The organism is Micromonospora sp. NPDC004551, from assembly GCF_040609975.1.
Lineage (GTDB): Bacteria > Actinomycetota > Actinomycetes > Mycobacteriales > Micromonosporaceae > Micromonospora.
This window is the reverse complement of sequence record NZ_JBEXLM010000006.1, coordinates 39988-64740: the sequence shown is the minus strand read 5'-3', so window position 1 is coordinate 64740 and position 24753 is coordinate 39988. Positions and strand designations below refer to the sequence as shown.

Annotated in this window: 28 protein-coding genes and 8 tRNA genes; 22 read left to right on the top strand and 14 right to left on the bottom strand. The window is 74.3% G+C overall.

Going from position 1 to position 24753, the window contains the following annotated elements; all coding sequences use genetic code 11:
* Positions 1 to 89: 89 nt before the first annotated feature.
* Positions 90 to 866: an alpha/beta hydrolase family protein gene (locus ABZW14_RS09700; protein ID WP_355342604.1), complete on the bottom strand. Its 777-nt coding sequence runs from the start codon at positions 864 to 866 to the stop codon at positions 90 to 92.
* 164 nt (positions 867 to 1030) lie between these two features.
* On the opposite strand from ABZW14_RS09700, the gene ABZW14_RS09695 reads away from it, so the two are divergent.
* The 10 genes from ABZW14_RS09695 (at position 1031) to ABZW14_RS09650 (ending at position 5762) form a co-directional block, all read left to right on the top strand.
* Positions 1031 to 1423 (top strand): hypothetical protein, encoded by a 393-nt coding sequence (locus tag ABZW14_RS09695; RefSeq protein WP_355342600.1) that lies wholly within the window; start codon positions 1031 to 1033, stop codon positions 1421 to 1423.
* Between the two features lie 146 nt (positions 1424 to 1569).
* Positions 1570 to 3576 (top strand): translation factor GTPase family protein, encoded by a 2007-nt coding sequence (locus tag ABZW14_RS09690; protein WP_355342597.1) that lies wholly within the window; start codon positions 1570 to 1572, stop codon positions 3574 to 3576.
* 92 nt (positions 3577 to 3668) lie between these two features.
* Positions 3669 to 3791, top strand: a complete 123-nt coding sequence (locus tag ABZW14_RS09685) for a hypothetical protein (protein WP_355342594.1) — start codon at positions 3669 to 3671, stop codon at positions 3789 to 3791.
* Positions 3792 to 3866: 75 nt separating this feature from the next.
* Positions 3867 to 3938 (top strand) — tRNA-Trp (locus tag ABZW14_RS09680).
* Positions 3939 to 4040: 102 nt separating this feature from the next.
* Positions 4041 to 4113, top strand: a tRNA-Pro gene (locus ABZW14_RS09675).
* Positions 4114 to 4144: 31 nt separating this feature from the next.
* A tRNA-Glu gene (locus tag ABZW14_RS09670) sits at positions 4145 to 4217 on the top strand.
* A gap of 30 nt (positions 4218 to 4247) precedes the next feature.
* Positions 4248 to 4321 (top strand) — tRNA-Gly (locus ABZW14_RS09665).
* A 30-nt stretch (positions 4322 to 4351) separates the two neighbouring features.
* The gene (locus ABZW14_RS09660; protein ID WP_355342591.1) at positions 4352 to 5551 is read left to right on the top strand and encodes an RtcB family protein; all 1200 of its coding nucleotides are present in this window, start codon (positions 4352 to 4354) and stop codon (positions 5549 to 5551) included.
* Positions 5552 to 5592: 41 nt separating this feature from the next.
* A tRNA-Arg gene (locus ABZW14_RS09655) sits at positions 5593 to 5665 on the top strand.
* Positions 5666 to 5689: 24 nt separating this feature from the next.
* A tRNA-Gln gene (locus ABZW14_RS09650) sits at positions 5690 to 5762 on the top strand.
* 6 nt (positions 5763 to 5768) lie between these two features.
* Here the strand turns inward: ABZW14_RS09650 and ABZW14_RS09645 are convergent.
* From ABZW14_RS09645 to ABZW14_RS09635, 3 genes are read right to left on the bottom strand one after another with little or no spacing between them, the layout of a single operon-like run.
* Entirely contained in the window at positions 5769 to 5933 is a 165-nt protein-coding gene (locus tag ABZW14_RS09645) for a hypothetical protein (RefSeq protein ID WP_355342589.1), read from the bottom strand.
* The gene (locus ABZW14_RS09640; protein WP_355342586.1) at positions 5930 to 6151 is read right to left on the bottom strand and encodes a helix-turn-helix transcriptional regulator; all 222 of its coding nucleotides are present in this window, start codon (positions 6149 to 6151) and stop codon (positions 5930 to 5932) included. Before ABZW14_RS09640 ends, ABZW14_RS09645 begins: the two co-directional genes overlap by 4 nt.
* The gene (locus ABZW14_RS09635; protein WP_355342583.1) at positions 6151 to 6630 is read right to left on the bottom strand and encodes a DUF2975 domain-containing protein; all 480 of its coding nucleotides are present in this window, start codon (positions 6628 to 6630) and stop codon (positions 6151 to 6153) included. Before ABZW14_RS09635 ends, ABZW14_RS09640 begins: the two co-directional genes overlap by 1 nt.
* Positions 6631 to 6687: 57 nt before the next feature.
* Between ABZW14_RS09635 and ABZW14_RS09630 the strand changes: the two genes are divergently transcribed.
* Together ABZW14_RS09630 and ABZW14_RS09625 are read left to right on the top strand one after the other, a co-directional pair.
* Positions 6688 to 6760, top strand: a tRNA-Arg gene (locus tag ABZW14_RS09630).
* A gap of 11 nt (positions 6761 to 6771) precedes the next feature.
* A tRNA-Cys gene (locus ABZW14_RS09625) sits at positions 6772 to 6845 on the top strand.
* 26 nt (positions 6846 to 6871) lie between these two features.
* Here ABZW14_RS09625 and ABZW14_RS09620 read toward each other — a convergent pair.
* The 5 genes from ABZW14_RS09620 to ABZW14_RS09600 all read right to left on the bottom strand — a co-directional run bounded on the left by ABZW14_RS09620 (position 6872) and on the right by ABZW14_RS09600 (position 11181).
* Positions 6872 to 7762 (bottom strand): Gmad2 immunoglobulin-like domain-containing protein, encoded by an 891-nt coding sequence (locus tag ABZW14_RS09620; RefSeq protein ID WP_355342580.1) that lies wholly within the window; start codon positions 7760 to 7762, stop codon positions 6872 to 6874.
* A complete protein-coding gene (locus tag ABZW14_RS09615) occupies positions 7750 to 9138 on the bottom strand; it encodes a HAMP domain-containing sensor histidine kinase (protein ID WP_355342577.1) in 1389 nt (462 codons plus the stop codon). Before ABZW14_RS09615 ends, ABZW14_RS09620 begins: the two co-directional genes overlap by 13 nt.
* Positions 9139 to 9145: 7 nt before the next feature.
* Complete coding sequence (locus tag ABZW14_RS09610; RefSeq protein WP_355342574.1) at positions 9146 to 9826, bottom strand: response regulator transcription factor; 681 nt, start codon at positions 9824 to 9826, stop codon at positions 9146 to 9148.
* Positions 9827 to 9918: 92 nt separating this feature from the next.
* Positions 9919 to 10473 carry a hypothetical protein gene (locus ABZW14_RS09605; RefSeq protein ID WP_355342571.1) on the bottom strand — a complete coding sequence of 185 codons (555 nt, stop codon included), beginning with the start codon at positions 10471 to 10473 and terminating at the stop codon, positions 9919 to 9921.
* Positions 10474 to 10587: 114 nt separating this feature from the next.
* Positions 10588 to 11181 carry an HD domain-containing protein gene (locus ABZW14_RS09600; protein ID WP_355342568.1) on the bottom strand — a complete coding sequence of 198 codons (594 nt, stop codon included), beginning with the start codon at positions 11179 to 11181 and terminating at the stop codon, positions 10588 to 10590.
* 137 nt (positions 11182 to 11318) lie between these two features.
* Between ABZW14_RS09600 and ABZW14_RS09595 the strand changes: the two genes are divergently transcribed.
* From ABZW14_RS09595 to ABZW14_RS09560, 8 genes are all read left to right on the top strand, one after another.
* On the top strand, positions 11319 to 12293 hold the full coding sequence (locus ABZW14_RS09595) for a hypothetical protein (RefSeq protein ID WP_355342565.1): 975 nt from the start codon (positions 11319 to 11321) through the stop codon (positions 12291 to 12293).
* A gap of 145 nt (positions 12294 to 12438) precedes the next feature.
* On the top strand, positions 12439 to 13230 hold the full coding sequence (locus tag ABZW14_RS09590; protein ID WP_355342562.1) for a class I SAM-dependent methyltransferase: 792 nt from the start codon (positions 12439 to 12441) through the stop codon (positions 13228 to 13230).
* Between the two features lie 55 nt (positions 13231 to 13285).
* The gene (locus tag ABZW14_RS09585) at positions 13286 to 14287 is read left to right on the top strand and encodes a hypothetical protein (RefSeq protein ID WP_355342559.1); all 1002 of its coding nucleotides are present in this window, start codon (positions 13286 to 13288) and stop codon (positions 14285 to 14287) included.
* The gene (locus tag ABZW14_RS09580) at positions 14284 to 14937 is read left to right on the top strand and encodes a hypothetical protein (RefSeq protein WP_355342556.1); all 654 of its coding nucleotides are present in this window, start codon (positions 14284 to 14286) and stop codon (positions 14935 to 14937) included. Before ABZW14_RS09585 ends, ABZW14_RS09580 begins: the two co-directional genes overlap by 4 nt.
* A gap of 15 nt (positions 14938 to 14952) precedes the next feature.
* Positions 14953 to 15855 carry an inositol monophosphatase family protein gene (locus ABZW14_RS09575; protein ID WP_355342547.1) on the top strand — a complete coding sequence of 301 codons (903 nt, stop codon included), beginning with the start codon at positions 14953 to 14955 and terminating at the stop codon, positions 15853 to 15855.
* 69 nt (positions 15856 to 15924) lie between these two features.
* Positions 15925 to 16560: a M23 family metallopeptidase gene (locus tag ABZW14_RS09570; protein WP_355342540.1), complete on the top strand. Its 636-nt coding sequence runs from the start codon at positions 15925 to 15927 to the stop codon at positions 16558 to 16560.
* A gap of 24 nt (positions 16561 to 16584) precedes the next feature.
* A complete protein-coding gene (locus ABZW14_RS09565) occupies positions 16585 to 17043 on the top strand; it encodes a GNAT family N-acetyltransferase (protein WP_355342537.1) in 459 nt (152 codons plus the stop codon).
* Between the two features lie 143 nt (positions 17044 to 17186).
* Positions 17187 to 17918, top strand: coding sequence for an alpha/beta hydrolase (locus tag ABZW14_RS09560; protein ID WP_355342534.1), 732 nt, complete (start codon positions 17187 to 17189; stop codon positions 17916 to 17918).
* A 64-nt stretch (positions 17919 to 17982) separates the two neighbouring features.
* Here ABZW14_RS09560 and ABZW14_RS09555 read toward each other — a convergent pair whose 3' ends face one another.
* Positions 17983 to 18771, bottom strand: a complete 789-nt coding sequence (locus ABZW14_RS09555; RefSeq protein ID WP_355342532.1) for an NAD(P)H-binding protein — start codon at positions 18769 to 18771, stop codon at positions 17983 to 17985.
* 160 nt (positions 18772 to 18931) lie between these two features.
* Here ABZW14_RS09555 and sigJ point away from each other — a divergent pair, with 160 nt between their 5' ends.
* Positions 18932 to 19810: an RNA polymerase sigma factor SigJ gene (gene sigJ / locus ABZW14_RS09550; protein WP_355342529.1), complete on the top strand. Its 879-nt coding sequence runs from the start codon at positions 18932 to 18934 to the stop codon at positions 19808 to 19810.
* A gap of 45 nt (positions 19811 to 19855) precedes the next feature.
* On the opposite strand, the gene ABZW14_RS09545 is transcribed toward sigJ, so the two are convergent.
* A complete protein-coding gene (locus ABZW14_RS09545; protein ID WP_355342526.1) occupies positions 19856 to 20755 on the bottom strand; it encodes a GNAT family N-acetyltransferase in 900 nt (299 codons plus the stop codon).
* Positions 20756 to 20860: 105 nt separating this feature from the next.
* Positions 20861 to 21928 (bottom strand): questin oxidase family protein, encoded by a 1068-nt coding sequence (locus tag ABZW14_RS09540; RefSeq protein ID WP_355342523.1) that lies wholly within the window; start codon positions 21926 to 21928, stop codon positions 20861 to 20863.
* Between the two features lie 103 nt (positions 21929 to 22031).
* Here ABZW14_RS09540 and ABZW14_RS09535 point away from each other — a divergent pair, with 103 nt between their 5' ends.
* A complete protein-coding gene (locus ABZW14_RS09535) occupies positions 22032 to 23045 on the top strand; it encodes a DUF5937 family protein (RefSeq protein WP_355342520.1) in 1014 nt (337 codons plus the stop codon).
* Between the two features lie 27 nt (positions 23046 to 23072).
* Here ABZW14_RS09535 and ABZW14_RS09530 read toward each other — a convergent pair whose 3' ends face one another.
* Together ABZW14_RS09530 and ABZW14_RS09525 are read right to left on the bottom strand one after the other, a co-directional pair.
* Entirely contained in the window at positions 23073 to 23396 is a 324-nt protein-coding gene (locus tag ABZW14_RS09530) for a nuclear transport factor 2 family protein (RefSeq protein ID WP_355342517.1), read from the bottom strand.
* Positions 23397 to 23490: 94 nt separating this feature from the next.
* Positions 23491 to 24723 carry an SLC13 family permease gene (locus ABZW14_RS09525; protein ID WP_355342514.1) on the bottom strand — a complete coding sequence of 411 codons (1233 nt, stop codon included), beginning with the start codon at positions 24721 to 24723 and terminating at the stop codon, positions 23491 to 23493.
* Positions 24724 to 24753: the final 30 nt, after the last annotated feature.

Genomic DNA, 24753 nt, shown 5'->3' with positions numbered 1-24753 from the left:
GCGGATCGATCCGCCGAGACTAGGCTCCCCCGGGAGCACTGCCAAGCACCGCGGAGCAGGTCGCCCGGCCTGCGAAGAGGGAGCTCTCGTCAGCCGTCGCGGCGCAGCGGCAGCCAGCCCAGCACGTCCTGGATCCGCGCGTCCCAGTACGCCCAGTCGTGGTCGCCGGGGGAGAAGTCCACGGTGACCGGTACGCCCCGGCCGCGCGCCGTCGCCACGAAGCGGGTGTTGTCCTCGTAGAGGAAGTCCTCGGTGCCGCAGGCGACGTAGAGCGCGGGCAGGTCGTCGCCGGCCCGTTCCAGCAGTGCCACGGTGTCGTCGTCCGGACCGGCCACGTCGCGGTCGCCCCAGACGGTGTGCCAGACGGCCGGGTCCATGGGGCTCGTCGGATGGTGGCGTCGCCGGGCGACGTTCAGGGCGCCGGAGAGGCTGGCCGCCGCCGCGAACCGGTCCGGGTGGCGCAGCGCCCACTTCATCGCCCCGTAACCACCCATGGACAGGCCGGCCACGAAGGTGTCCGCGCGCCGGTCGGAGAGCCGGAAGAACGACCGGCACACCTCGGGCAGTTCCTCGCTGAGGAAGGTCCAGTACCGGTTGCCGTGCGCCTCGTCGCAGTAGAAGCTGCGCTGCACCTGCGGCATGACCACGGCCAGCCCCAGCGGCGCGACGTACCGCTCGATCGAGGTGCGCCGGGTCCACACGGTGTCGTCGTCGGTCAGGCCGTGCAGGAGGTAGAGCACCGGCGGATCCCCGGCGGTGGGCGCGCCGGCCATGCCGATACCGGCCGCGTGGTCGGGCAGCAGCACGGTCATGGACGTGCCCATGCCGAGCGCCGTGGAGAAGAAGTCGCACCGGATCCTGGCCATGGAGCGGGAGCGTACCCGGCCCCGGACGGGGGCCCGATGGTGGTCGAATCGACCGTTCCTATTGCCGTGGGGCGTCCAGGGGGGACAGGATGACCATGCGCGCCGGAAACACACCCGTAACCTGCGTGCTGCTGGTCTCTGTCACAAGGAAGTGGGAGTCAGTCATGAGCGACGTGTCGACGGCACTGGGTGTGCGTCTCTACCCGGATCTGGTCGAGCCGGGCGGCCTGGCCCCCGCCCTCGTGCAGACGGCGGCCCGGCACCAGCTCGACATCGGCCGGGTCACCGCTCCCGAGCAGGGCCGCAGCCGGTTCACCTGCGCGGAGGCGACCTCCGACCGGGGTGTGGTCTGCGTCAGCCTCGGCGCCCAGGCCCGCTACTTCATGATCGACCTGCGGATCGACGGCGAGGTCCAGGCCCGGGGTGACGCCACCGACCTGCTCCAGGTCGCCCAGGTGGCCGCCGCCTGGCGGGCCGGGTGCACGCTCGCCGAGCTGACCACGCGCTACCCCTTCATGGAGGAGATGAAGCGCCACCCGGTGGCGCACGCCCAGTAGCGCACCGCAGTTAATCGGTTGCCGGCGCCCCGCGCCGGTTGCTGCAATCGACCACGACGCACATGGGAAGGAGGAGCTCGAGATGCGAGCCGCGTGCATGTCCCCGCAGAAGCGAACCACCGCCGACCTCAAGGACATGACGCTGCGTGAAAACCCTCAATCTCGGCATCCTCGCCCATGTCGACGCCGGTAAGACGAGCCTGACCGAACGGCTGCTGCACAGCGCCGGGGTCATCGACGAGCCCGGCAGCGTCGACGCCGGCAACACCCGCACCGACACACTGGCGCTGGAGCGGCAGCGGGGCATCACCATCCGCTCCGCCGTGGTCTCCTTCTCCGTGGCCGGGACCACCGTCAACCTCATCGACACGCCCGGCCACCCCGACTTCATCGCCGAGGTGGAACGCGTGCTCGGCGTGCTCGACGGCGCCGTGCTCGTGGTCTCCGCCGTCGAGGGCGTCCAGGCCCAGACCCGGGTGCTGGCCCGCACCCTGCGCCGCCTCGGCATCCCCACCCTGTTCTTCGTCAACAAGGTGGACCGGGCCGGCGCCGACCCGGACCGGGTGCTGCGCCAGCTCGCCGACCGGCTCACCCCCGACGTGGTCGCCCTCGGCCGGGTCGACGCCGCCGGCACGCCGGACGCGGAGTGGATCCCGCACCCGCCGGGCGACCCCGGCCGCCACGCCCGGCTGCTCGACCTGCTCACGGCGCACGACGACGCGTTGCTGGCCGCGTACGTGGCCGACGAGCGGGCCGTCACCCCGGCCGCGTTGCAGACGGCGCTCGCCGCGCAGACCGCCCGCGCCCGGGTGCACCCGGTCCTCGCCGGCTCCGCCATCACCGGTGCCGGGGTCGCCGACCTGATCGACGCGGTCACCGGGCTGCTCCCCGCCACGGCCGGGGACGACCACGCCCCGCTCTCCGGCGCCGTCTTCAAGGTCGAGCGCGGCCCGGCCGGGGAGAAGGTGGCGTACGCGCGGATCTTCGCCGGCACGGTGCGGGTCCGCGACCGGATCCGCCACGGCGACGGCCGGGAGGCCCGGGTCACCGCCCTCGGCGTGTTCGACGGCGGCGACGCGACGCCCGGCGACGCGGCCGGGGCCGGCCGGATCGTCCGGCTGCACGGTCTGGGCGGCGTCCGCGTCGGCGACGTGCTCGGCGTCCCGCCCGAGCGCCCGGCCGCCCGGCGCCACTTCGCCCCGCCCACGCTGGAGACCGTCGTCGAGCCGGTACGCCCGGCCGACCGCCCGGCCCTGCACGCCGCCCTGACCCAGCTCGCCGAGCAGGACCCGCTCATCAACCTGCGCCAGGACGACCGGCGCCAGGAGATCGCCGTGTCCCTCTACGGCGAGGTGCAGAAGGAGGTCATCGAGGCCACGCTCGCCGACGACTACGGCGTCCCCGTCACCTTCCGGGAGACCACCACCGTCTGCGTGGAGCGGGTCGTCGGTGCCGGCGCGGCCGTCGAGTGGATCGGCCGGGACCCCAACCCGTTCCTCGGCACCGTCGGCCTGCGGATCGAGCCCGGGCCGGTCGGCGGCGGCGTCGAGTTCCGGCTCGGCATCGAACTCGGCTCGATGCCGCCGGCCTTCCTCAAGGCGATCGAGGAGACGGTCCGGGAGACGCTGCGGCAGGGTCTGCACGGTTGGGCCGTCATCGACTGCGTGGTCACCCTCACCCACGGCGGCTACTGGGCCCGGCAGAGCCACGCCCACGGCGTGTTCGACAAGAGCATGTCCAGCACGGCCGGTGACTTCCGGAACCTCACCCCGCTGGTGCTGATGACCGCCCTCACCCGCGCCGGGACCCGGGTGCACGAGCCCGTGCACCGGTTCCGGCTCGACCTTCCCGCCGACCTGGTCGGCACGGTCCTGCCCGCGCTCGCCGGGCTCGGCGCGGCGCCCCGCACCAGCACCCTGCGCGGCGCCTCCTACCTGGTCGAGGGGGAGGTACCCGCCGGGCGGGTGCACGCGCTGGACCAGCGGCTGCCGGGGCTCACCCGCGGCGAGGGCACCCTGGAGGCCGAGTTCGACCACTACCGGCCGGTACGCGGACCGGCTCCCAGCCGGCCGCGCTGGGACCACGATCCACTGCACCGCCGGGAGTACCTGCTGGCCGTGGCCCGCCGGGTCACCGGCCGGTCGGCGCGCTGACCGGCCGGGAAATATCCGTTGCGGCCCTTCCCGGCCGGCCCGTACCGTGAACGGGCCAACATCAACCGGTTCCACCACCCAGGGAGCACACCGTGTCGCAGCAGAACCGCACCCAGGCCGAGCGGCCCGCGCCGCGCGGCGGTGCCCTGCTGCCCGAATCGGGCCTGGGCCGCTGCCGACGGCAGCAGTGGCAACCGGGGTGGTGGCGCGACTAAGCGCCGGCGCGACGCACACGCGCAGCCGCCCGCCCCGACACGGGGGACCGGGCGGCTTTCTCGTCACCGGGTCCGAGGGGCGTAGCTCAACGGAAGAGCACCGGATTCCAAACCCGACGGTTGCAGGTTCGAATCCTGCCGCCCCTGCGTCACCTCGTCCCGGCCTCCGGCCGGCGACGCCGCATCTTCTCAACTCCACAGTGGACGGCATGAGCACGATCCCGGCCGGCGCTCGCGCCGGCCGGGCGACCGGGACGAGGGAGCTGGCTGACCCGCTCGCCTTGGGCGCGAGAGACACGCGGTTCGATTCCGCGGTCCCGGACCTCACGCGGACGGCACCCGCCGTCCCGCACGGGCCGTTGGAGCAATTGGCAGCTCACCCGGTTCTCACCCGGGAGGCTACGGGTTCGAGTCCCGTACGGCCTACGCCTGGTCCCGGGACTCCGGGACCACCACGCGGTTGTAGCGCAGTCAGGCAGCGCGTCACCTTGCCATGGTGGAGATCGCCGGTTCGAATCCGGCCAGCCGCTCGAACACACCCCTGAACCGAGGAGACGACGATGGGTTTCACCCCGCTGGCCGGTACCCGGGCGCCGGTCCGGGTCTGGACCGACCCGTACACGATCGAGGCGCAGGCGGCCCGGCAGCTGCGCAACATCGGCACGCTGCCCTGGGTGCACGGCGTCGCCGTCATGCCGGACGTGCACTTCGGCAGGGGAGCCACGGTGGGCTCGGTGATCGCCATGCGGCAGGCCGTCTCGCCGGCCGCCGTCGGCGTGGACATCGGCTGCGGCATGTCCGCGGTCCGTACCTCGCTCACCGCGGCCGACCTGCCCGACGACCTCGGCCCGCTGCGCAGCGCCATCGAGGCGGCCATCCCGGTCGGCTTCGCCATGCGCGCCGACGCGGTCGACCCGCGCCGGGTACGCGGGCTGGAGCAGGGTGGCTGGGACGAGTTCTGGCGGCGCTTCGGCACCCTCGACCGGAAGGTGGCGCAGCTGGAGACCCGGGCCCAGCGCCAGCTGGGCACCCTCGGCGGCGGGAACCACTTCATCGAGGTCTGCCTGGAGCACGGCGGCCCGGACGACGGCCGGGTCTGGCTGATGCTGCACTCCGGCTCCCGCAACATCGGCAAGGAGTTGGCCGAGCGGCACATGGCGGTGGCCCGCCGGCTGCCGCACAACGTCGACCTGCCCGACCGGGACCTCGCCGTGTTCCTGGCCGGCACTCCGGAGATGGACGCCTACCGCCGGGACCTCTGGTGGGCGCAGGAGTACGCGCGCCGCAACCGGGCCGTCATGCTGGCCCTGCTCTGCGGCGTGGTCCGGGACGAGTTCCCCCAGGTCGGCTACGACGAGGCGATCTCCTGCCACCACAACTACGTGGCGGAGGAGAGCTACGACGGGGTCGAGGTGCTGGTGACCCGCAAGGGTGCGATCCGGGCCGGTCGCGGCGACCTGGGCATCATCCCGGGGTCGATGGGCACCGGGTCGTACATCGTGCGCGGCAAGGGCAACCTCGACGCGTACTGCTCGGCGTCGCACGGCGCCGGGCGGCGGATGTCGCGGGGGCAGGCGAAGCGCACGTACAGCACGGCCGACCTGGCCGCGCAGACGGCGGGCGTCGAGTGCCGCAAGGACGCCGGGGTGGTCGACGAGATCCCCGGCGCGTACAAGGACATCACGCAGGTGATGGCCCAGCAGGAGGACCTGGTCGAGGTGGTCGCCCACCTCAAGCAGGTCGTCTGCGTGAAGGGTTGAACCGATCGGCGCCCCGGGAGGGGGAGGGGCGCCGATCGTCCGCCCCGGTGGCGCAGCGGAGAGCGCGCCGGTCTACGAAACCGGAGAGCCCAGGTTCGAATCCTGGTCGGGGCACGGTCCGCGGAGCCGCGGATCCCATGCGAGCTGGTGCAACCAGGCAGCACATCCGACTCTGGATCGGAGAATTGAGGTTCGAATCCTCAGCTCGCAGCGACGGCTACCGGCTGCGTCGGGCGATCCGCACGCCGATCGCGACCGCGCCGATGACCAGCAGGCCGGCCAGGAGCTGGAGGCCGGGCGAGTCGTCGGCCTCCCCGTAGACGAGGCCGGCGGCGCCCAGTGCGACGGCGAGGACGGCCACGAGGCCGAGCACGTATCTCATCGGTCCTCTCCCGGTTCGTCGACCCATTCGAGGAGGTCGCCGGGCTGGCAGTTCAGCACCCGGCACATGGCCTCCAGCGTGCTGAAGCGGACGGCCTTGGCCCGGCCGTTCTTCAGCACCGCGACGTTGGCCGGGGTGAGCCCGACCCGCTCGGCGAACTCACCGACGCTCATCTTGCGCTTGGCCAGCTCGACGTCGATGCGGACGACGATGGGCATCAGATCACCGCTTCCATGTCGGTGCGGAGCGTGGTGGCCTGCCGCAGCAGCGCGCGCATCACCACCATGAGGAGCCCCAGCGCGGTCACCCCGGTCACCAGCAGGAACAGCAGCAGCGGAAGTCCCGGGTCGTCGGCGTGGAAACCGACGTAGAGGAACACGCCCACCAGCACCGCCCACGCGGCGGCGATGGCCCACACGATCGCGTCGACCCAGGCCAGCGACGCCTCGCTGAAGATCTGGTCCTTCTTCACGAGGGTGAGCAGCTGCCAGGTGCACACGATCACCGCCTGCACGCAGAGCACCCAGAACACCGTCACCGCGGTCGCCGGCCAGCGCAGGTACGCCAGGTCGGGGTTCTCCCGGGCCATGTGCGCGAACTGCCCGGGCAGCGCCATGGTCTGGAACAGGACCAGGATCCCGAACAGCAGCACGAGGAAGAGTCGCAGCGGGGTCACCGCTCGCTGGGCTGTGAACATGCATCGACTATCGCGCGGAACCTATCGAAAGTCAATCGGTTCCGCGCGACAGCTCAGGCCCCCGTGGCGCAGCGGAGAGCGCGTCGGATTCCGGATCCGAAGGTCGCTGGTTCGAATCCAGCCGGGGGCACGCACCGACCCGACCGAATGCCCGAGCGGCCAGGGAGCGGACTGCAACTCCGCGCACCGGGGTTCGAATCCCCGTTCGGTCTCCACACCGCCGTCCGCTGTGGGGGTCGCGTCACCGGGCGGCGGCCAGGTCGACCGGGATGCGGACCACGTTGATCCGGGAGCCGTCGCGGGCCGACACCTCGTAGACCTCAACCGTGCCGCGTCCGGCCGCCGCGTGCCGGTAGCGGACGTCCAGCCGGTAGGCGCCGCGGCAGCCGGAGCCGCAGGAGGCCGTGGTGAACGCGGTGCCGATCTCCCGGCCCGCCGCGTCCAGCACGCGGACGCTCACGGTTGCCTCGTACACGTCCGCGGTTCCGGCGACGGTGACCGGGCTGCTCACGCGGTCGCCGATCGCCGGGTCGGTGACCACGATCGGGGGCAGCAGGTCGGCGTAGTCGTCCCGCCCGGTCGCCGTGTCGGCCGGGGCGAAGGCGACCCGACGGACGGTGGGGAACTGGGTGAGCGTCCAGACCACCTGGGCGCGGCGCAGCCGGGCGGTCGCCGCCCCGCCGGCGTCGAACCCGGCCGGCGGGACCAGCGTCGCGACCCCGCCGGCGATGCGGGTCACCTGCGTGCCGGGCGGGACCAGGGTGGTCAGGCCGGTGGCGCTCTCGGCCGGGGACGGGCCGGCGGCCAGTTCGGTGAGCGCCAGCCTCGACGTGGCCACGGTGGCCGGCAGCGTACGACGGGTGGGCACGAGTTTTCCGTCCCGGGCGAACCAGAGCTGCACGGTCAGCGTCCCGTCCGGCCCGGTGGGTGCGGCGGCGGTCGGCGTACCCGTCGTTGCGGGTGTGGTGGGGGCACGCGTCGCCGGCGGGCTCGGGGCGGGCGTGCCGGTCGGTGCGGCGGCGGCGGCGGGCGACGGGCCGGCCGGGGCGGGCCCGAGCGTGCCGGTGCGCGGCGGGGCGCAGCCGGCGATGAGCAGCAGCAGCGCGGCGAGGGGTGTGATCAGGCGTCGCATGGCGGGTTCCCGGTGTCGAGGGGGAGGGTGAGGCGGAAACGGGTGCCCTGGCCGACCTCGCTGGTCACGTCGAGCCGGCCGCCGAGCAGCCGGGCGTTCTCCCGGGCGATGGCCAGGCCCAGCCCGCTGCCAGGCCCGGTGCGCGCCGGGTCCGCCTTGTAGAACCGGTCGAAGATGTGGGCCAGGTGCTCGGCGGAGATGCCCGGCCCGCGGTCGGCGACCTCGACCATCAGGCCGGCGGCGGTCTGCCGGATCTCGGCGCGCAGGTCGCCGCCGCCGTGTTCGATCCCGTTGGCCACCAGGTTGCCCAGGATCCGTTCGAGCCGGCGCGGGTCGGTCACCACGGGCGGCGCATCGCCGTCCACGCGGGCCCGGGCGTCGGGGTGGCCCGCGACGACCCGGCGCAGCAGCGCGCCGACGTCCACCGGCCGGGTGGTCAGCACCTCGCGCCCGGCCTCCAGGCGGGAGATCTCCATCAGTTCCTCGACCAGCCGGCGCAGCCGGACCACGTCGGCCACGAGCAGTTCGGCGGCGCGGCGCGCGTCGGCGGGGAGGGCGTCGAGCTGGTCGGCGAGCAGCGAGGCCGCCGCCACCAGCGCGGTGACCGGGGTACGCAGCTCGTGCGCCACGTCGGCGGTGAACCGCCGCTCCCGCGCCTGCGCCCGGTTCAGCGCCTCGATCTTGGTCTCCAGCGCCTCGGCCATCTCGTTGAAGGAGGTGGCCCAGGCGCTGAACTCGTCCCGGCCGCGTACCGGCAGCCGGGTGTGCAGCAGCCCCTCGGCGACGGCCCGCGCGGCCCGGCTGGCCCGGCCCACGGGTTCCAGGGTGCGCCGGGCGAGGGCGTTGCCCACGCCGGCGGCGAGCAGCACCACCGCGGCCCAACCGACGATCGAGGCGGTGCGGAGCTGGTCGAGGGCGTCGACGAGGTCGTCCTCGACGGTCACCACGTACAGCTCGGCCGTGGAGCCGGGGATCCGGCCACCGACGACCAGCAGGTGGGGGCGGCCGGTGGCGCGCTGGAAGCCGAGCTGCCCGGTCGCGACGGTGGCCCGTAGGTCGGGGTCGGGGGTGGGGGCGTACCGGGGATTGGAGGCCTGGGTCTCGCCGGCGACCAGCACCACGTGCCGGCCGGACTCCTCGAAGCTGGCCAGCAGGTCGGCCCGCCGGGTGTCGGTCAGCGGCAGGAACTGCGCGGCGACCACGAGCTGATAGCGGGCGTCGGCGGCGGCGCGTTGCAGCGAGCCGTCGAACCGGGCCTGCCGCAGCATGAGGTAGGAGCCCGCGGCCAGCGCCCCGGCGGACATGCCGGCGACGAGGACGAACGCGATGACGAGCCGGCGCCGCAACCGCCCGGGCACCACCCTGCCGGCCACCATGGCGCGCTCACCCCGTCGAGAGCTTGTAACCGGCCCCGCGGACCGTCCGGATCAGGGTCGGCGCCCCGGGATCGTCCTCGACCTTGGCACGCAGGCGCTGCACGGCGACGTCGACCAGCCGGGAGTCGCCGAGGTAGCTGTGTCCCCACACCCGGTCGAGCAGCAGCTCGCGGGTGAACACCTGGCCGGGCCGCCGGGCCAGCTCCAGCAGCAGCCGGAACTCGGTGGCCGTGAGGGTCAGCTCGCGGCCGTCCCGGCGGGCCACGAAGCGGGCCGGGTCGATCTCCAGCGGCCCGGCGGTCACGGTGGTGTCGGGGGCCGGCGCGACGGTCCGGCGGAGCACGGCGCGGACCCGGGCGACCAGCTCCGGCAGGTCGAACGGCTTGCGGAGGTAGTCGTCGGCCCCGCACTCCAGGCCGACCACCACGTCGATGGTGTCGGTGCGGGCGGTGAGCATGAGGATCGGCACCTGACTGGTGCGCCGGATCTCCCGGCACACCTCGAATCCGTCCAGTCTGGGCAGCATCACGTCGAGCACGATGAGGTCGACCGGGCCGGCTCGCCACGCGGCGAGGGCGGTCGCGCCGTCGGCGGCGGTGGCCACCCGGAACCCGGCCCGGCGCAGGCCGAGGGCCGCCACCTCCCGGATGGAGGTGTCGTCCTCGACGACCAGCACGCGGCCCTCCATGACCACTCAGGGTAGTCCGTCGCGACGCGGGCAGGCGTGGGCGCAACGGACGGTGATGAGGGGCCGGTCGGCCCCTCTCACCTGGGGAAAGGTCACGCCTGCCACTGGTGGGCCACGTCGATCACGATGCGGCTGTGCGTGCCGGGGCCGCTGAGCACGAAGACCCGGAACGGCAGCCGGGCGCGGACGCCCACCGCGAAGGTGGTGTACCCCTCGAAGCTGCCGCCGAACACGACGTCCCGCAGCGTGCGGTAGCCCAGCACGGTCGCGGCGTGCTCACCGGCACGGTAGGGCAGGGTGCCGACGTTCCCGTCGTCGAAGGCGGGCGCCCGCAGCGAGACCGACAGCAGCGCGCCGCCCGCGGTGTACGGGCTCAGCGGCTGCCCCTGCCCCTCGGTGTACGTCTCGCCGTAGGCGACGGAGTAGCCGTTGGCCGGTCCGGCGAACTCGAAGACCACCCGGTCGTAGCAGTCGTGCCGTCCGGTGCGGACCTCGATCAGCGGATCGCTGCTGAGGCTGCCGGCCGTCCTGGCCGTGCTGCCCCAGGTGATCCCGCAGTACGGCGCCGCCGCGGTCGCGCCGCTCGTGCCGGCGACCAGCCCGCCGAGCACGACGACCAGCGCCAGCAGTGTTCTCCTCAGTCTCATGGTGGCCTCCCTGGCGTGTGCCGGGACCCCGTGCGGCGTCCCTGCCCAGACGGTCGGCCCGCCGTGCCACAGTGCCTTCGCAGCCGCGTAACCGCCGGGTAACAGCCGGGCGGGTCAGCCGTGCACCGGATGCTCGGCCTGGAAGGCGAGCCGGCGGTCCGCGTCCGCGGCCAGCGCGGCGAGCACGTCGTCGAGGTCGAGGAAGGCCTGCCAGCGCGGCTGCCCGGTGATGTCGGCCAGCCGGTCGACCACCAGCTCCTCCAGGTCGGTGACGCGCTTGCCCTTCCACACCTTGTCGGCGAGGCTGACCAGCAGGTCCTCCAGCTGCACCCCCGGCGCGTGCCAGGCCGCGTGGGTGACGGCGAAGCGGGCCCGCTCCTCGGGCACGCCGAAGCGCAGCAGCAGCTGGTAGCCGGCCTCCTCGTGCGCCGAGCCGGGCCCGGACAGCTCCTCGGGGTGCTCGACCTTGCCGAGGTCGTGGATCGCCGCACCGAACAGCACCGCCTGCCGGTCGAAGGGCACCAGCGGGAAGCGCTCGGCGAACGCGGCGGTGAGCTGCCGGGCGACGTCGTGCACGAGCCGCAGGTGCGCGGCGAGCCGGGGCGGGGCCTGCAGGGCGTCGAGCAGCTCGACGGCCACCCCGGGCAGGGGCGGCAGCGGCGGGTCGCCGGGATCGGTGAGGGCGCGGCGCAGCGCGTCGGAGGTCACCGGGGCGAGGGTACCGGGCGCCGGGCCGGTCACCCGACGAGCTGACCGAGTGGCCGACGGTGGACCGCCCGCTCGTCCGATGCCCCGGCGATCCTCCCTTCAGGAGGGTAGAGCGACGTCTATCACGGGGGTGTTTCATGACTGAGCTGAACCGGCGTGCCCTGCTGCGTGCCGCCGCGCTGGCCGGGGCGGCCACGGCGACCGGGCTGGCCGGCGGGTTGACCGCCGCGGCGCCGGCCGCCGCCGCGGAGACCACCGAGGTGGTCAACGGGCCGTGGCTGGTCAGCGTCGGCTGGGGCGTGCTCCAGGTCAACCCGGGCCGGACCACGCCGCAGCAGCTGCTGACCGACGGCGACCAGGCCACCACGTCGCCCGACGGCCGGTACGTGGCCTGGGTCAACAACGCCTGGTCGGGCGACGGTAGGCTCCTGCCCTACGTGTCGCTGTTCGACCGGGTCACCGGCGAGATCCGGAAGCTGCTCACCGATCCGCCCGGCACCAACCGCTACGGGGCTCCGACCTGGTCTCCGGACGGCCGGGAGATCGCACTGGTCATGGGGTCCGCGTACGACACGCTCGTCGCGGTCGACGTGGCCACCGGCGCCAAGCGGGTGCTCGTCCAGGGCCACGCCATGTCGTACCCGAACTGGTCCCGGGACGGCTCCATGATCGTCATGCGCTGGGTCAGCCGTTCCGAGGGGCCGCAGCTGCGCACGCTGGAACTGGCCACCGGGAAGGTGCGGCCGATCTACACCCCGGAGGCGGCCGGCGAGCTGTTCCACGGGCCGGTGTTCATGCCGAACTCCGAGCGGGTGGTGTTCTGCACCAACCGCTGGACGCGGGACACCGAGGTGCCCGGCGGTGCGGCGCTCGGCTCGGTGCGCCTCGACGGCACCGGCCTCAAGCGACTCACCGACGAGCCCCGCTACTACCTGTCCCCGGTGTTCTCGCCCGACGGGCGCTACTGCGCCGCGCTGTCGGTCCCGCCGACCAACGAGGCCCCGGACGGCGGCAACATCATCGTCTCGACCAGCGGCTTCGGCGAGCCGTGGTGGATCCCCGGCGACGAGTACGACGACAGCAGCCGACTGGACTGGGCCCGCGCCATCTGACCCCACCTGACCTGCGACGCGGCGGCCGGCATCCCGGCCGCCGCGTCGGCGTACCCGGGGTGGATTTCCGTGCCCCCGGCCGGGCGTGGTGCGAGGCTGGAGGCGGGCGCCGCCGACGGGGGCGACGACCGCAGTGGAGGGTGCGATGGCCGAGCCGCCGACCAGGACCTCGTCGCGCAGCGCGCAGGCGCACGGCCGCCGCGCCAACCGGCGCAGCTACCACGACGGCGCACAGGTCAACGGGTACGTCGACGACCCGTACCACCGGATCCGCCGCGCCGTCGCGGCCCGGCTCATGGTCGACGGCGTGCCCGCGGGACGGCCGGTGCTGGAACTGGGCTGCGGCCCGCGCAGCATGCTGGACCCGGCGGCGCTGCCCGGCCCGCTCGTGGTGGCCGACATGGCCGAGACCGCGCTGGGCGCCGCCCGGCGGGCCGCCGGTGGCGCGGCCCTGCCGGTCTGCCTGGACGCCACCCGCGGCCTGCCGTTCCGCGCCGGCAGCTTCGCCGGCCTGCTCACCGGCGAGCTGATCGAACACGTCTACGACCCGCTCGCGCTGCTGCGCGAGTGCCACCGCGTGCTCGCGCCGGGCGGCCTGCTCGTGCTGACCACCCCGAACCTGGCGCCCGCGCAGGACCGGCTGGCGTTCCTCGCCGGCCGCGCGCCCCGCCAGGTGGACCCCTTGCATCCCTACCTCTGGCTGCACATCCGGCCGTTCACCGCCTCGCTGCTGCGGCGGGTGCTGTGGCGGGCCGGCTTCGCGCCGGTGGCCATCCGGTCCAACGAGGTCGGTTGGCGGCTCCCGGGTGGACGCTGGGTCGCCTCCCGGCTGCTGGCCCGCGTCGCGCCGGGGCTCGGCGGGTCGCTGATCTGCGCCGCCCGCCGGACCGCGGAGACACCGTCACCGAGGGGCGCGGTGCGCCCGAACAGCGCGTGATGGCGAGATTGACAAAGGGCTATCATGAGGGTTCCGTCGTCGACCGGGGGATGTCATGGCGCGCCTGTTCACCTGGGTCGTCAACAATCTCGACGCGTTCATCGGCCTCGTCCTGGCCGTTACCGTGGCCGTCCTCGGCCTGACCAACACGGTCAGCCAGGACGTGGTCAACAGCGCCATCCTGCTGGTCCTCGCCGTGCTCGCCCAGGCCGTGCTGCGCGACCGGCTGCGCCGCGAGACCGCCCAGCACGAGGTGCGCGAGGTCATGCGGGCCACCCGTGACCGGCTCACCGAGCTGGTCCCGCAGCTGCACGAGATCACCGGCCCGGACGGAGCACTCAACCGGGCCCGCGACGCGATCGACAGCGTCTCCATGGTGCGGGTGCTGCACGGCAGCGAGGTCGGCCGGGCCCTCGCCGAGGCCCGCCAGCACACCGACTCGTGGGCGTTCAAGGGCGGCACGGGCACCTTCACCCGGGCGGTCACCCTGCCGCAGTGCCTGGAGCACGCCCGCCGGCGCAACGCCACCCTGAGCTTCGCCATCGAGATCATCGACCCGACCGACGAGGACGTCTGCGAGCGCTACGCGCGGTTCCGGCGCAGCCTCGACCCGGACGCGCCGGGGGAGCGGTGGACCGTCGACCGCACCCGCAAGGAGTCGTACGCGACCGTGCTGGCCGCCTGCTGGCACCTGCAACGCTCCGGGCTGCTCACCGTCGAGGTCCGGCTCTCCGCGCAGATGACCACCTTCCGCTACGACCTGTCCTCGTCCTGCGTCATCATCACGCAGGAGAACCCGCAGACCCCGGCCCTGCGCATCGACCGCAGGGAGCTCTACTACAACCGGTTCAACATCGAGCTGGACTACAGCCGCAAACAGAGCCGGCGGGTGCCCATCGAGGCGGCCGCGGCGGTGAAGCTGGACGACGAGCCCTCCGTCGAACAGGTCCGCAAGCTGTTCGCCGCGCTCGGGCTGCCGCTACCCCGGTCCTTCGGCGACCGGGAGGTCGCCGACATCGTGAGCCGGGCCATCCAGGCGAGGAACCCGTACTCATGATGACCTACGCCGACCTCGAACGGGAGATCGACCGGGGCGCCCGGCCGGAGCTGTTGCGCGGCTGGGTGCTCGACGTCCTCGACGACGTCGCCGAAGGGCGGCGGCCACTGCTGGCCGTCCGGCACCCGCTCGGCTTCACCTGCCTGCCGGTGGAACGCACCGGTCCCGACGGGATCTGCGTGCACGCCTGGCCGGCCGACCCGCCGCCGGTGCGGCCGACCACCTCGACCATGCACTCGCACAGCTGGGACCTGCTCAGCCACGTGCTGCACGGCACGGTCCGCAACGAGCTGATCGAGGTGACCGACGCGTCCGCCGACCCGTCCTGGCGGATCTACGAGGTGCACAGCCGGGGCGATGTGGACGAGATGGCGGCCACCGACCGGCTGGTCACCGCGGTGACCGCCACCGTGGAGACCCACTCCGCCGGCGACTCGTACGCGCTGCGCGCCGGCGGCTTCCACACCTCGGAGGTCGACGCCGGCGCCCCGGCGGTGACCGTGGCGCTCGGCCGGACCACTCCCGGCGTGTGCGACCTGAGCCTCGGCGCGGTGGACGGGCGCAGCCACCGGATTCGCCGGGACCGCTGCGACGCGGCGGAGACGGCACGGATGGCGCACGAGATCGCGCAACTGGTGGCACGGGGCTGACTGGCTGGAGGAGCCATGGACGTGGACCCGAACAGAGACGGGCCCGACCTGCACGACGCGCACCGGTTCGCGGTGGAGGCGGCCCAGGCGGCCGGGCGGCTGCTGCGGCGGGGCACCCGCGGGGAGGTGCACGCCCGGGCCAAGAACGACTCCGGTGACCTGGTCACCGACCTGGACCTGGCCGCCGAACGGCTCATCGTCGACCGGATCCGCGCCCGTTGGCCCGAGCACGGGGTGATCGCCGAGGAGGGCGGCGAGTACGCCGCCGACACCGCCTGGGCTTGGCTCGTCGACCCACTCGACGGCACCAACAACGTGGCGATCGGGCTGCCCGCGTACGTGGTCGGGATCGCCCTCTGCGACCGCGGCTCCCCGGTGCTCGGCGTTGTGCACGACCCGGTGGCCGGGCGCACCTGGTCCGCCGTCCGGGGGCGGGGTGCCTTCGTGCACGGGTCCGGGCCGTCCGGCCGCCCGCTGCACGCGCCCCGCCGGCCGGTGCCCACCGCGCCGGTGCTGGCCTGGACCCAGGGGCACGGGGTGGCCCGCGACGACAGCACCGCCCGGGCGCTGAAGGTGGTGCTCGACACGACCGCGCGAAGGGTGCTGCAACTGTGGGCGCCGCTGCTGTCCTGGGTGATGCTGGCCCGCGGCGACATCGACGGCATCGTCGGCTACCGCCCCGAGGCGGTCGACCTGCCGGCCGGGATGCTGCTCGCCGCCGAGGCCGGCATGGCGGTCCGCGCCCTCGACGGCGGCTGCTTCGACGACCGCTACGGCTGCCCGGCGGACCGGCGCAGCTTCGTGGCCGGGCCGCCGGAGACCATCGACCGGCTGGTCAAGCTGGTCACCGCGGCACAGTGGATCGAACCGCAGGTCCGCCAGCTCACCCCCATCAGCCTCACCACCGTCGGCTGGTGAGGCGCGCCCGCACCGGCACTTGCGCAACGAACCTCCGTGACCTGGCCGGCGTCTGACATGCTCGGGTCGATGACGACCGCACAGCCGCCCGGACGCCGCGACCGGCGCCGCGCGCTTCGCGCAGGTCTCGCGGTCGCCGGGGTCGCCACCCTTGCCGCCGTCGCCGTGGTCGTCGTGCCGCGGCTGCTGCCGCCGGGACCGCGCCCGCTGTTCCAGCTTCCCGTGCCCTGCGGCGAGACGTGGCGGCTGGGCACCTACCCGGGCCACGACGACTACGACGTCGACCTGTTTCCCACCGAAGGCGAGGCGTGGGGGCGGCCGGTGCTCGCCTCGGAGGCCGGCACGGTCACCGTGGCGGGAATCAACGGTTCGCTCGGTGGGCGTACCCCGGACGACCCGAAGGGTCCGTGCGGGCGTGGCGGAGGCTACTGGGTGAAGATCGATCACGGCGGCAGGTGGGAGACGCAGTACCTGCACCTGCTCGAACCGCCGCTCGTCCGTGCCGGTCAGCGGGTCGCCCGCGGCGAGCAGCTCGGGCGGGTGGGCAGCACCGGCGACTCCGGCGCGCCGCACCTGCACTACGAGCAGCACCGCGGCTGGGAGAAGGCCGAGACCTGGTTCGACGGTGCGGCCTCGGGCATCACCGACGACGACACCGAGTACAGCGTCACGCTCACGAGCAACAACTGCCCGGCAGCGGGATGAGCCCCGCCCGGTAGTCTGGTGATCATGGCCGACTGGGAGATCCGACCGGCCTCGGTGAGGGACGTCGAGGCGGTGGCCGAGTTGCGGGCCGTGGTGCTGCGGGCGGATCTGGAACGGCTCGGGCGGTACGACGAGCAGCGGGTGCGGCAGCGGCTGCGGGACGGGTTCCGGCCGGCGCACACCTGGGTGATCGAGGTGGGTGGCGTTTTCGGCGGCTGCGTGTCGCTGCGGCCGGCCGAGGACGCCCACTGGCTGGAGCACTTCTACCTGGCCCCGCACCTGCAGGGCGGTGGCATCGGTGCGGCCGTGCTGCGTGGGCTGCTGGAGCAGTGCGACCGCGACGGCTCGCGGGTCCGGCTGAACGTGCTTCGGGGGAGCCCGGCCCGGCGGCTGTACGAGCGGCACGGTTTCACGGTCGAGAACGAGGATCCGGTGGACGTGTTCATGGTGCGCGAGCCGGCCACGGCCGTGTGCAACAAATGATCTTCGTGATAGGTTCGGCGTCGCTGTGCGGCTGCTGCGAACCGAGGAGGTGAGTCCGATCAACGATGTGACCGGTCGGGTCTCCCTCCCTCGCACGGCCTAGGGAGCGCCCGCAGAAGGCATCCCGAAAGGCCCGAAACGCTATGCGCTTCACCTCTCAGACGTCGTTCGACGGCGTCTCCGAACAGCTCTTCACCCTCGGCGAGATCCCCGGCGTGCTGTGGACGCCGGACGGCACCACCGGCACCCGCCCCCTCATCCTCATGGGCCACGGCGGCGGCCAGCACAAGAAGGACCCCGGCATCGTGGCCCGCGCACACCGCTTCGTGGCGGAGTGCGGCTTCGCGGTGGTGGCGGTCGACGTGCCGGCCCACGGCGACCGGCCAGATGTCGAGGAGTACGACCGGATCGCGACCGAGAACCAGGCTCGCCTGGAGGCCGGGGAGGACCTGGCTCCGCTGATCGCCGGGTTCCAGGCGCTCGTAGCGCGCCGGACCGTTCCCGAGTGGCAGGCGGTCCTGGACGCGGTCCAGGCGCTCGACCACGTCGGCGCCGGTCCGGTGGGCTACTGGGGCGTGTCGTTGGGGTGCGGGCTCGGCGTCCCGTTCGTGGCCGCCGAACCCCGGGTCCGTGCGGCGGTGCTCGGCCTGGGCGGGGCGCTGGCCTCGGCGGAGGCCGCCGCGCGGATCACCGTCCCGGTGGAGTTCCTGTTGCAGTGGGACGACGAGCGGGTGCCCCGGGCCCAGGGCCTGGCCCTGTTCGACGCCCTGGCCTCCGCCGAGAAGACCCTGCACGCCAACCCCGGAAAGCACGGGGACATCCCGGCGTTCGAGCTGGACAGCACGCTGCGGTTCTTCGCCCGGCACCTGGGCTGACACCGCCGGTGGTCCGCGACGCGCCGACCGGTATGCCTCCCGGTCGGCGCGCTCGGCGAACAGGTCAGACACGTGCGTCGGGCGCCGGCTGCCGCAGCCGCTCCGCCAGGAACGCCTCCCAGGTACGTACACCGAGGGTGGCGCCGGGGCGCGCGAGGTTGTCGCCGTTGCGGTACGCCCGGCCGGCCCCGCCGGGCAGCCGGACCGGCAGCCGCAGCCGTCCCCGCCGGCCGGCGGCCGCCAGGTAGCCGGTGACCAGCTCGTCCAGGCCGTACACCCGGGGGCCGGCCAGCTCGGGCACCAGGCCGGCCGGCACGCTCAGCGCCAGCTCGGCCATCCGGACCGCCACCTCGCGGGCGTCGACCGGCTGCAACCGCAGGCCCCTGGGCACCGGGACCACCGGCAGTTTCGCCATCTTCGACACCATGGTCAGCACCAGGTCGTGGAACTGGGCGGCGCGCAGCGTCGTCCACGGCACGCCCGACGCGGCGACGGCCCGTTCGGCGTCCAGCTTGGACCGCAGCCAGGACAGCGGCACGCGGTCCGCCCCGACCACCGAGATGTACACGAGGTGGCCCACGTCCGCCCGGCTGGCGGCGTCGACCAGGTGGCGGGTGGCCACGTCGTCGCCCTTGGGGCCGCCGGCCAGGTGCAGCACGGTGCCGACCCCGCGTACGGCCGGGTCGACGCCCGCGCCGGTGAGCAGGTCGGCCGTGACGTGCGTGACGCCGTCGCCGGGCCGGCCGCCGTGACGGCTGAGGACGCGCACCGGGTGGCCGGCCTCGCGCAGCAGCGGCACGACCAGCCGGCCGAGGGTGCCGGTGCCGCCGGTGACCAGGATGGGTGCGTTCATGTCGTCCTCCGCCTCAAGGATCTTCGCTACGGTTCTGGCTTCACCGGCTCGACCCGGGGCGGGCGGGACGTGTGACCGACGTGATCGGCGTCACCTGCGGTCACACCGGCGGCCCGGCCCGGGTCGGTGGACCGGGAACCCTGCACGGAAGGACTGGGACATGGGCGAGGACACCGGGCTGGCCGAACGGTTCGAGCAGGAGCGGCCCCGGTTGCGGGCGGTGGCCTACCGGATGCTGGGCTCGCTGAGCGAGGCCGAGGACGCCGTGCAGGAGACGTGGTTGCGGCTCGCCCGCACCGACACCACCGACGTGGCGAACCTGCCCGCCTGGCTGACCACCGTGGTCGCGCGGGTCTGCCTGAACACGCTGCGGGCCCGGGCCACCCGCCGCGAGGACCCCCTCGACGTACGCCTGCCGGACCCGGTCGTGGACGTCGCCGAGCCGGAGGCCGATCCGGCGTACGCCGCGGTGCTGGCCGACTCGGTCGGGCTGGCGCTCCTGGTGGTACTGGACACCCTCACCCCGACCGAGCGGCTCGCCTTCGTGCTGCACGACATGTTCGGCGTGCCCTTCGAGGAGATCGGCACGCTGGTCGACCGGTCACCGGCCGCCGCCCGGCAGCTCGCCAGCCGGGCCCGCCGCCGGGTTCGCGGCCAGGCGCCCGCGCCCGACCCGGACCTGGCCCGCCAGCGGGAGGTGGTCAGCGCGTTCCTGGCCGCCGCCCGGGACGGTGACTTCGACCGGCTGGTGGCCGTGCTGCATCCGGACGTGGTGCTCCGCTCCGACGGCGGGACCGCCCGGGCGCGGCACTCCACGGTGCTCACCGGGGCGCGGGTGGTGGCCGCGCAGGCGACCACGTTCGGCCGGTTCTCCCCGTTCGCGCGGCCGGTGCTGGTCAACGGCGCCGCCGGGGTCCTGGTCAGCGCCGCCGGCCGGCCGCTGTCGGTGATGGCGTTCACCGTGACCGACGGGCGGATCGCCGCCATCGACGTGATCGCCGACCCGGAGCGGCTGGCCGCGCTCGAACTCGCCCGCTGACCCCGGCACGGCCCGCCGGAATCTCCGGGGCTGGCCGGGTCGGCGTCAGGAGACGATGACCAGGTTGGCCATGTCGACCACCGGCCGGTAGCCGAGGTTGGCGTAGATCCGGTTCGAGGTCGGGTTGGCCTGGTCGGTGAAGAGGCAGACCCGGGCGCCCTCCGCCCGCAGCCGCCGGGAGACCTCCGCGACCGCGTTGCTGGCCCAGCCCCGCCCGCGCTGCTCCGGCGGCGTGTAGACCGGGCCGATCCGTGCGACGCCGAACGACGGCGGGTTGGCGGCCGTGAGGTGCACCCGCCGGCCGGTCTCGTCGGTCCAGAACCACACCCGCCCGTCCCGGATCCGGCGCAGCAACTCGGCGCGGTCGGGGGTCTCGTGCGCGCTGACCCCCCGCGGTCGGCCCGCCTGCTCGTCGGCGTCGGCCATGAACGCGCCGAACCACTCGGCCACCAGGTCCACGTCGTCCCCGGTCGCGGTGACCAGCGCGCCGGGCGCCCGCGCCGGTTCCGCGAGGTCGTCGAGCTCGTGCAGCCGGGTGTGCTGGGCGACTTCGACCCGGCCGCCACCGAGCCGGGTCACCTCGGCGGCGCACCGCCGCACCGCGGGCAGCGCGCCGTTGACGGCGCGTACCTCCTCGCCGCGCTCGTGCCAGATCCGGGCCAGCGACACGGCCGCCTCATCGGGCATCGGCAGCAGGAACGGCGGGCGCGGTGCGAAGGGCGCCGTGCGCATCCCGGCGCCGACGACGGCGCCGGACGCGTCGCGGACCACCAGCCACCAGTCGTCCTCGGGCGGCGTCACGCCGTCGGCCCGCCGGGCCACCTGCCGCTGTGCGACGGTGGCCACGACCGTGCCGATCACGGCATTCGCCGCCAGGTGGTCGCCGGCCTCGGCGAGGAACTCGCCCGCGTCGGTGTGGAAGTGCAGGGTGGGAGCGCCGCTCATGCGCGCACGGTAGCCCGCCGCCGGCGTGCGGCCGTACCGAATTCCGGCTGCGTCTCCTACGTGGCGAAGCCATTTCCCGCCCGGCTCGACGCCGTTGGGCCGCCGTCAGGGGCGACCGATCAGCTCGCCGGCGTACCGGGTGGCGGCGAGCAGGTCGGGGTCGCCGGTGCGGTCGTAGGACTCGACGGCCGTGTCGGCGAACTTCAGGACGTGCTCGTCGCCGTGCTCGGCGGCCCGATGAAGCGCGTCCTCGCGGGCCGGCACGGGCCGGCGCCGGGCGATCTCGGCAGCCGGGCCGGGCCTCGCCGGGGCGTACGTGGCGACGATCGCCGCCACGGCCGCCCAGGCCGCCGTGAGGCTCGGCAGCCACTGCTCCGTCGGCAGGACCGGGAGCACGTGCCGCACGGCGTTGGGCGCGGTCGCGGCGTGGACCAGGAGGACCGGGGAGCCGTGGCCGTACCCGAGGTACGCCCGGGCGGCACCGTCGACGAGCGACTCCAGCCGCGCCGGGACCTCGTCGGCGGACGCGGCGGGTTCCAGCGCCCGCAGGCTCGCGGTCCAGCCCGGGCTGCGCTCGAGCCGGTCGAGCCGGTGGGCGATGAAGCCACTCTGGTCCGTGAGCCGGGTGACGGCCGTCAGGGCCTCCCGCGGTGCGAGGGCGCCGTCCGGCACGACCACCCCGCCGAGCTCGCGGTAGCGCGCCGCCCAGAACGCCAGCCCGTGGGCCAGCTCGTCGAGAGTCTGCGGGGCGGGGACGGCAGCGCCGCGCAGGGCACGTACCGCGTGGCCGACCCGGATCACGCCGTGGGTCGAACCGGCCACGATGCCCGGCAGCAGCCGTGGCCACCACTCGGTGAGCACGCTTTTCCACGGGCGCTCGGTCAGCTCGTGCCGGAAGAACGCGGTCCAGTCGGGCAGCCGCCGGGCCTCGCCCAGCGCCGCGCCCCACTCGCCGGGCCGGATGGGCGCGCTCGTGCCGGGCAGCTCCGTGAGGCGGCGTACGTAGCGATCGAGCCAGCCCTCGACGTCGACGTCGAGCCCGCGCCGGAGCATCACCTCCACGGCCATCGGGCCGTGGTTGGTGAGCCCGTGGTTGCCCTCCTCGTCGCCACCGAACTCCGGCCCGTACGCGTGCAGCCGTTCGTACGCCGCGGGCAGCATGTCGGTCGTCATGGCGGGTGCCTCCTCTGCCTGTTCCCGGTGGACGTCCTCAGTCTTGGCCGGCGTCGCCGGTCCGGCCACGATTAGGTTCAGACCTAATCGGAGGGACAGACCCGTGATCCACCTGCACGTCACGGCGGCGGACCTGACGCGGGTGCGGTTCGCCGCCGCACCCCTCACCGAGACCGTCGCCAGCCTGCGCACGCTGTCCGCCGGCCGGCAGGGGCCACACCTGCACCGGCCCTGGCTCGACCGGTTCGCCGGGCGGGCGACCCGGCTGCGCGAGCGCGACCTCGACCTGCTGCGGGCGCTGGTGCGTCCCGAGGGCTACATCCCCGACTTCCTGCTGCCGCCACCGGGCCGCCGGTCGGCGACCTTCGGGGACGCGCTGGCGCAGGTCGCCGGCGCCGACCCGGAGACCGTGGCGAAGGAGTTGGCGCACCTGGCGACGCATCGCGTCGCCCAGCGGGGGCCCGGCCGGGAGGCGCGGCAGGCCCTGCTCCAGGCGCTGGCGGACCGGCCGGACGCGGGCATCGGCCCGGTGACGGAGGCGCTCGACGCGTACCACCGGGTCGCGATCGCCCCCGACTGGCCGCGGATCGACGCGCTGCTCCACGACGACATCGCCTACCGGCTCGACGCCCTGGCCGAGGGCGGCGTCGACCGGATGATGAGCAACCTGCACCCGTCGGTCACGTTCGCCGGCCAGACGCTCCGCGTCGTCAAGTACTACGACGGCCACGCCGACTGCGGTGGGCGCGGCCTGCTCCTCGTGCCGTGCGCCTTCGCCTGGCCGGACGTGCTGGTACGCACGGCACACCCCGAGCCACCCAGCGTCTCCTACTCCCCGCGCGGCCTCGGCCGGCTCTGGGCGGAGCATCCCGGGCAGGCCGGCTCGGCGCTCGTCGGTGTCCTCGGCCAGACCCGGGCCGCACTGCTGGCCCAGCTGGACCTGCCGATGTCGACCGCCCAGGCCGCCACCCAGCTGGCCCTGTCCGCGCCGACCCTCAGCGTTCACCTCCAGGCGCTGCGCGCCGCCGGGCTGCTCACCTCGCGCCGGGCCGGCCGGCACGTGCTCTATTCGCGGACCGACCTCGGCGACCGGCTGCTCGGCGCGGCGGGCGCCTGAGCGCGGGGCACGTCTCGCCGCCGGCGATCAGGGGGCGATGCGCAGCCGGCGGATGTTGGCGTCGTCGTAGTCCTCGAACCGGAACCGCAGCCCGGCGAACGGGCTGCCCGGGAAGTCGCCGCTGATGGTGGCGGTCACCACGGTGCCCGCCGGGGTGTCCTCGACGTCGGTGATCTCGTAGGAGACCAGCGGGGTGTCGCGGCGCCACTCGCGGATCTCCGCGATGCCCCGGTGGGTCCTTCCCTCGTCCTCGACCACCGCGTCGTCGGCGAAAAGGGCGAGGTACGGGTCCTTGTCCGGCTGGCCGGCGAGCGCGAAGTAGCGGCGGATGATGTCGGGTGCGGTGTCCATGCTGGGGCGCCTCCTCGGGCGGTACGGGACATGCGCGCCCGGTACGCGGCAGTCACGCCGGACCGGCAGCGGGGCTGACCCGTCCGGGCCGGGATCAGGATCCGGGGCCGACCAGCAGGGCGGCCACGGTGGCCACGGTGGCCAACACGGCGAGCGCGGCGCTGGTGGCCACGAACCGGCCCAGCGGCACGGCCACCCCGGCCGCCCGGCAGCGCTCGTACCAGATCAGGGTCGCCAGCGAGGCCCACGGCGTGGCGAGCGGGCCGACGTTGGTGCCGATCAGCAGGGCCAGCAGCTGGGTGTGGTGGTCGGCGGCGATGACCGCCTCGCCGGCCACGTACGCGGGCAGGTTGTTGACCACGTTGGCGAAGAGCGCGCCGACACCGCCGGCCCGCAGCGCGCCCGCCGCGCCCGGGTCGGCGCCGATCAGCGTGCCCATCACGGTGTCCAGGCCGTGCCGGCCGATGGTCTGCACCACGAGGAACAGCCCGGTCACGAACACCAGCAGCCGCCACGGCACGAGCGCGAGCCGCAGGCTGCGCCGGGCGCGCACCGCGAACCCGGCGACCAGGATCGCGGCGGCCACCCCGGAGGCGAGTCCGATCTCGACCCCGGCCAGGATCCCGGCGACGAAGAGCAGGCAGGCAGCGAGCGCGGTGCGGTAGAGCGCCCGGTCCGGCGGCACGTGCGGCGGCGGCGGAACGAACGGATCGGCGCCGGCGCGCGCCGGCCGCCAGTACCACCACCACAGCAGCAGCATGGTGATCACGATGGCCACCAGCTGCGGCCACCACATCCGGGCCGCCCAGGGCACCGGCTCCAGCCCGATCCGGTCGCTGGCCAGGATGTTGGTCAGGTTGGACACCGGCAGCAGCAGGCTCGCCGTGTTGGCCAGCCAGACCGTGGTCATGGCCAGCGGGGTCGGCGGCACGCCCAGCTTGCGGGCCAGGGCGATCATCACCGGGGTGAGCAGGACGGCCGTGGTGTCCAGGTTGAGCGCGATGGTGGTGACCGACGCGAAGCCGACGCAGAGCCAGAACAGCGCCCGGTAGCTGCCCCGCGCCGTGATGGCCACCCGGGCGGCGAGCGCGTCGAACACCCCGGCCACCGCGGTCAGTTCGGCCAGCACCACCACCGTGCCGAGGAAGATGAGGATGGGCACGATCCGGCGTACGGTGGCCTCGGCGTCGGCGCGGGGGAGCAGTCCGGTGAGGACGCAGAGGACGCCTATTACGGCCAGCCCCAGCGCGATCCAGTCCAGGACGTGCAGCCGCCCCCAGCGGGATCGGTCCGGCGCGGCGGACGGCGGCTCGCCCACGGTCTCCACGAGGCATGATCCTCGCACACCGCAGGCCGG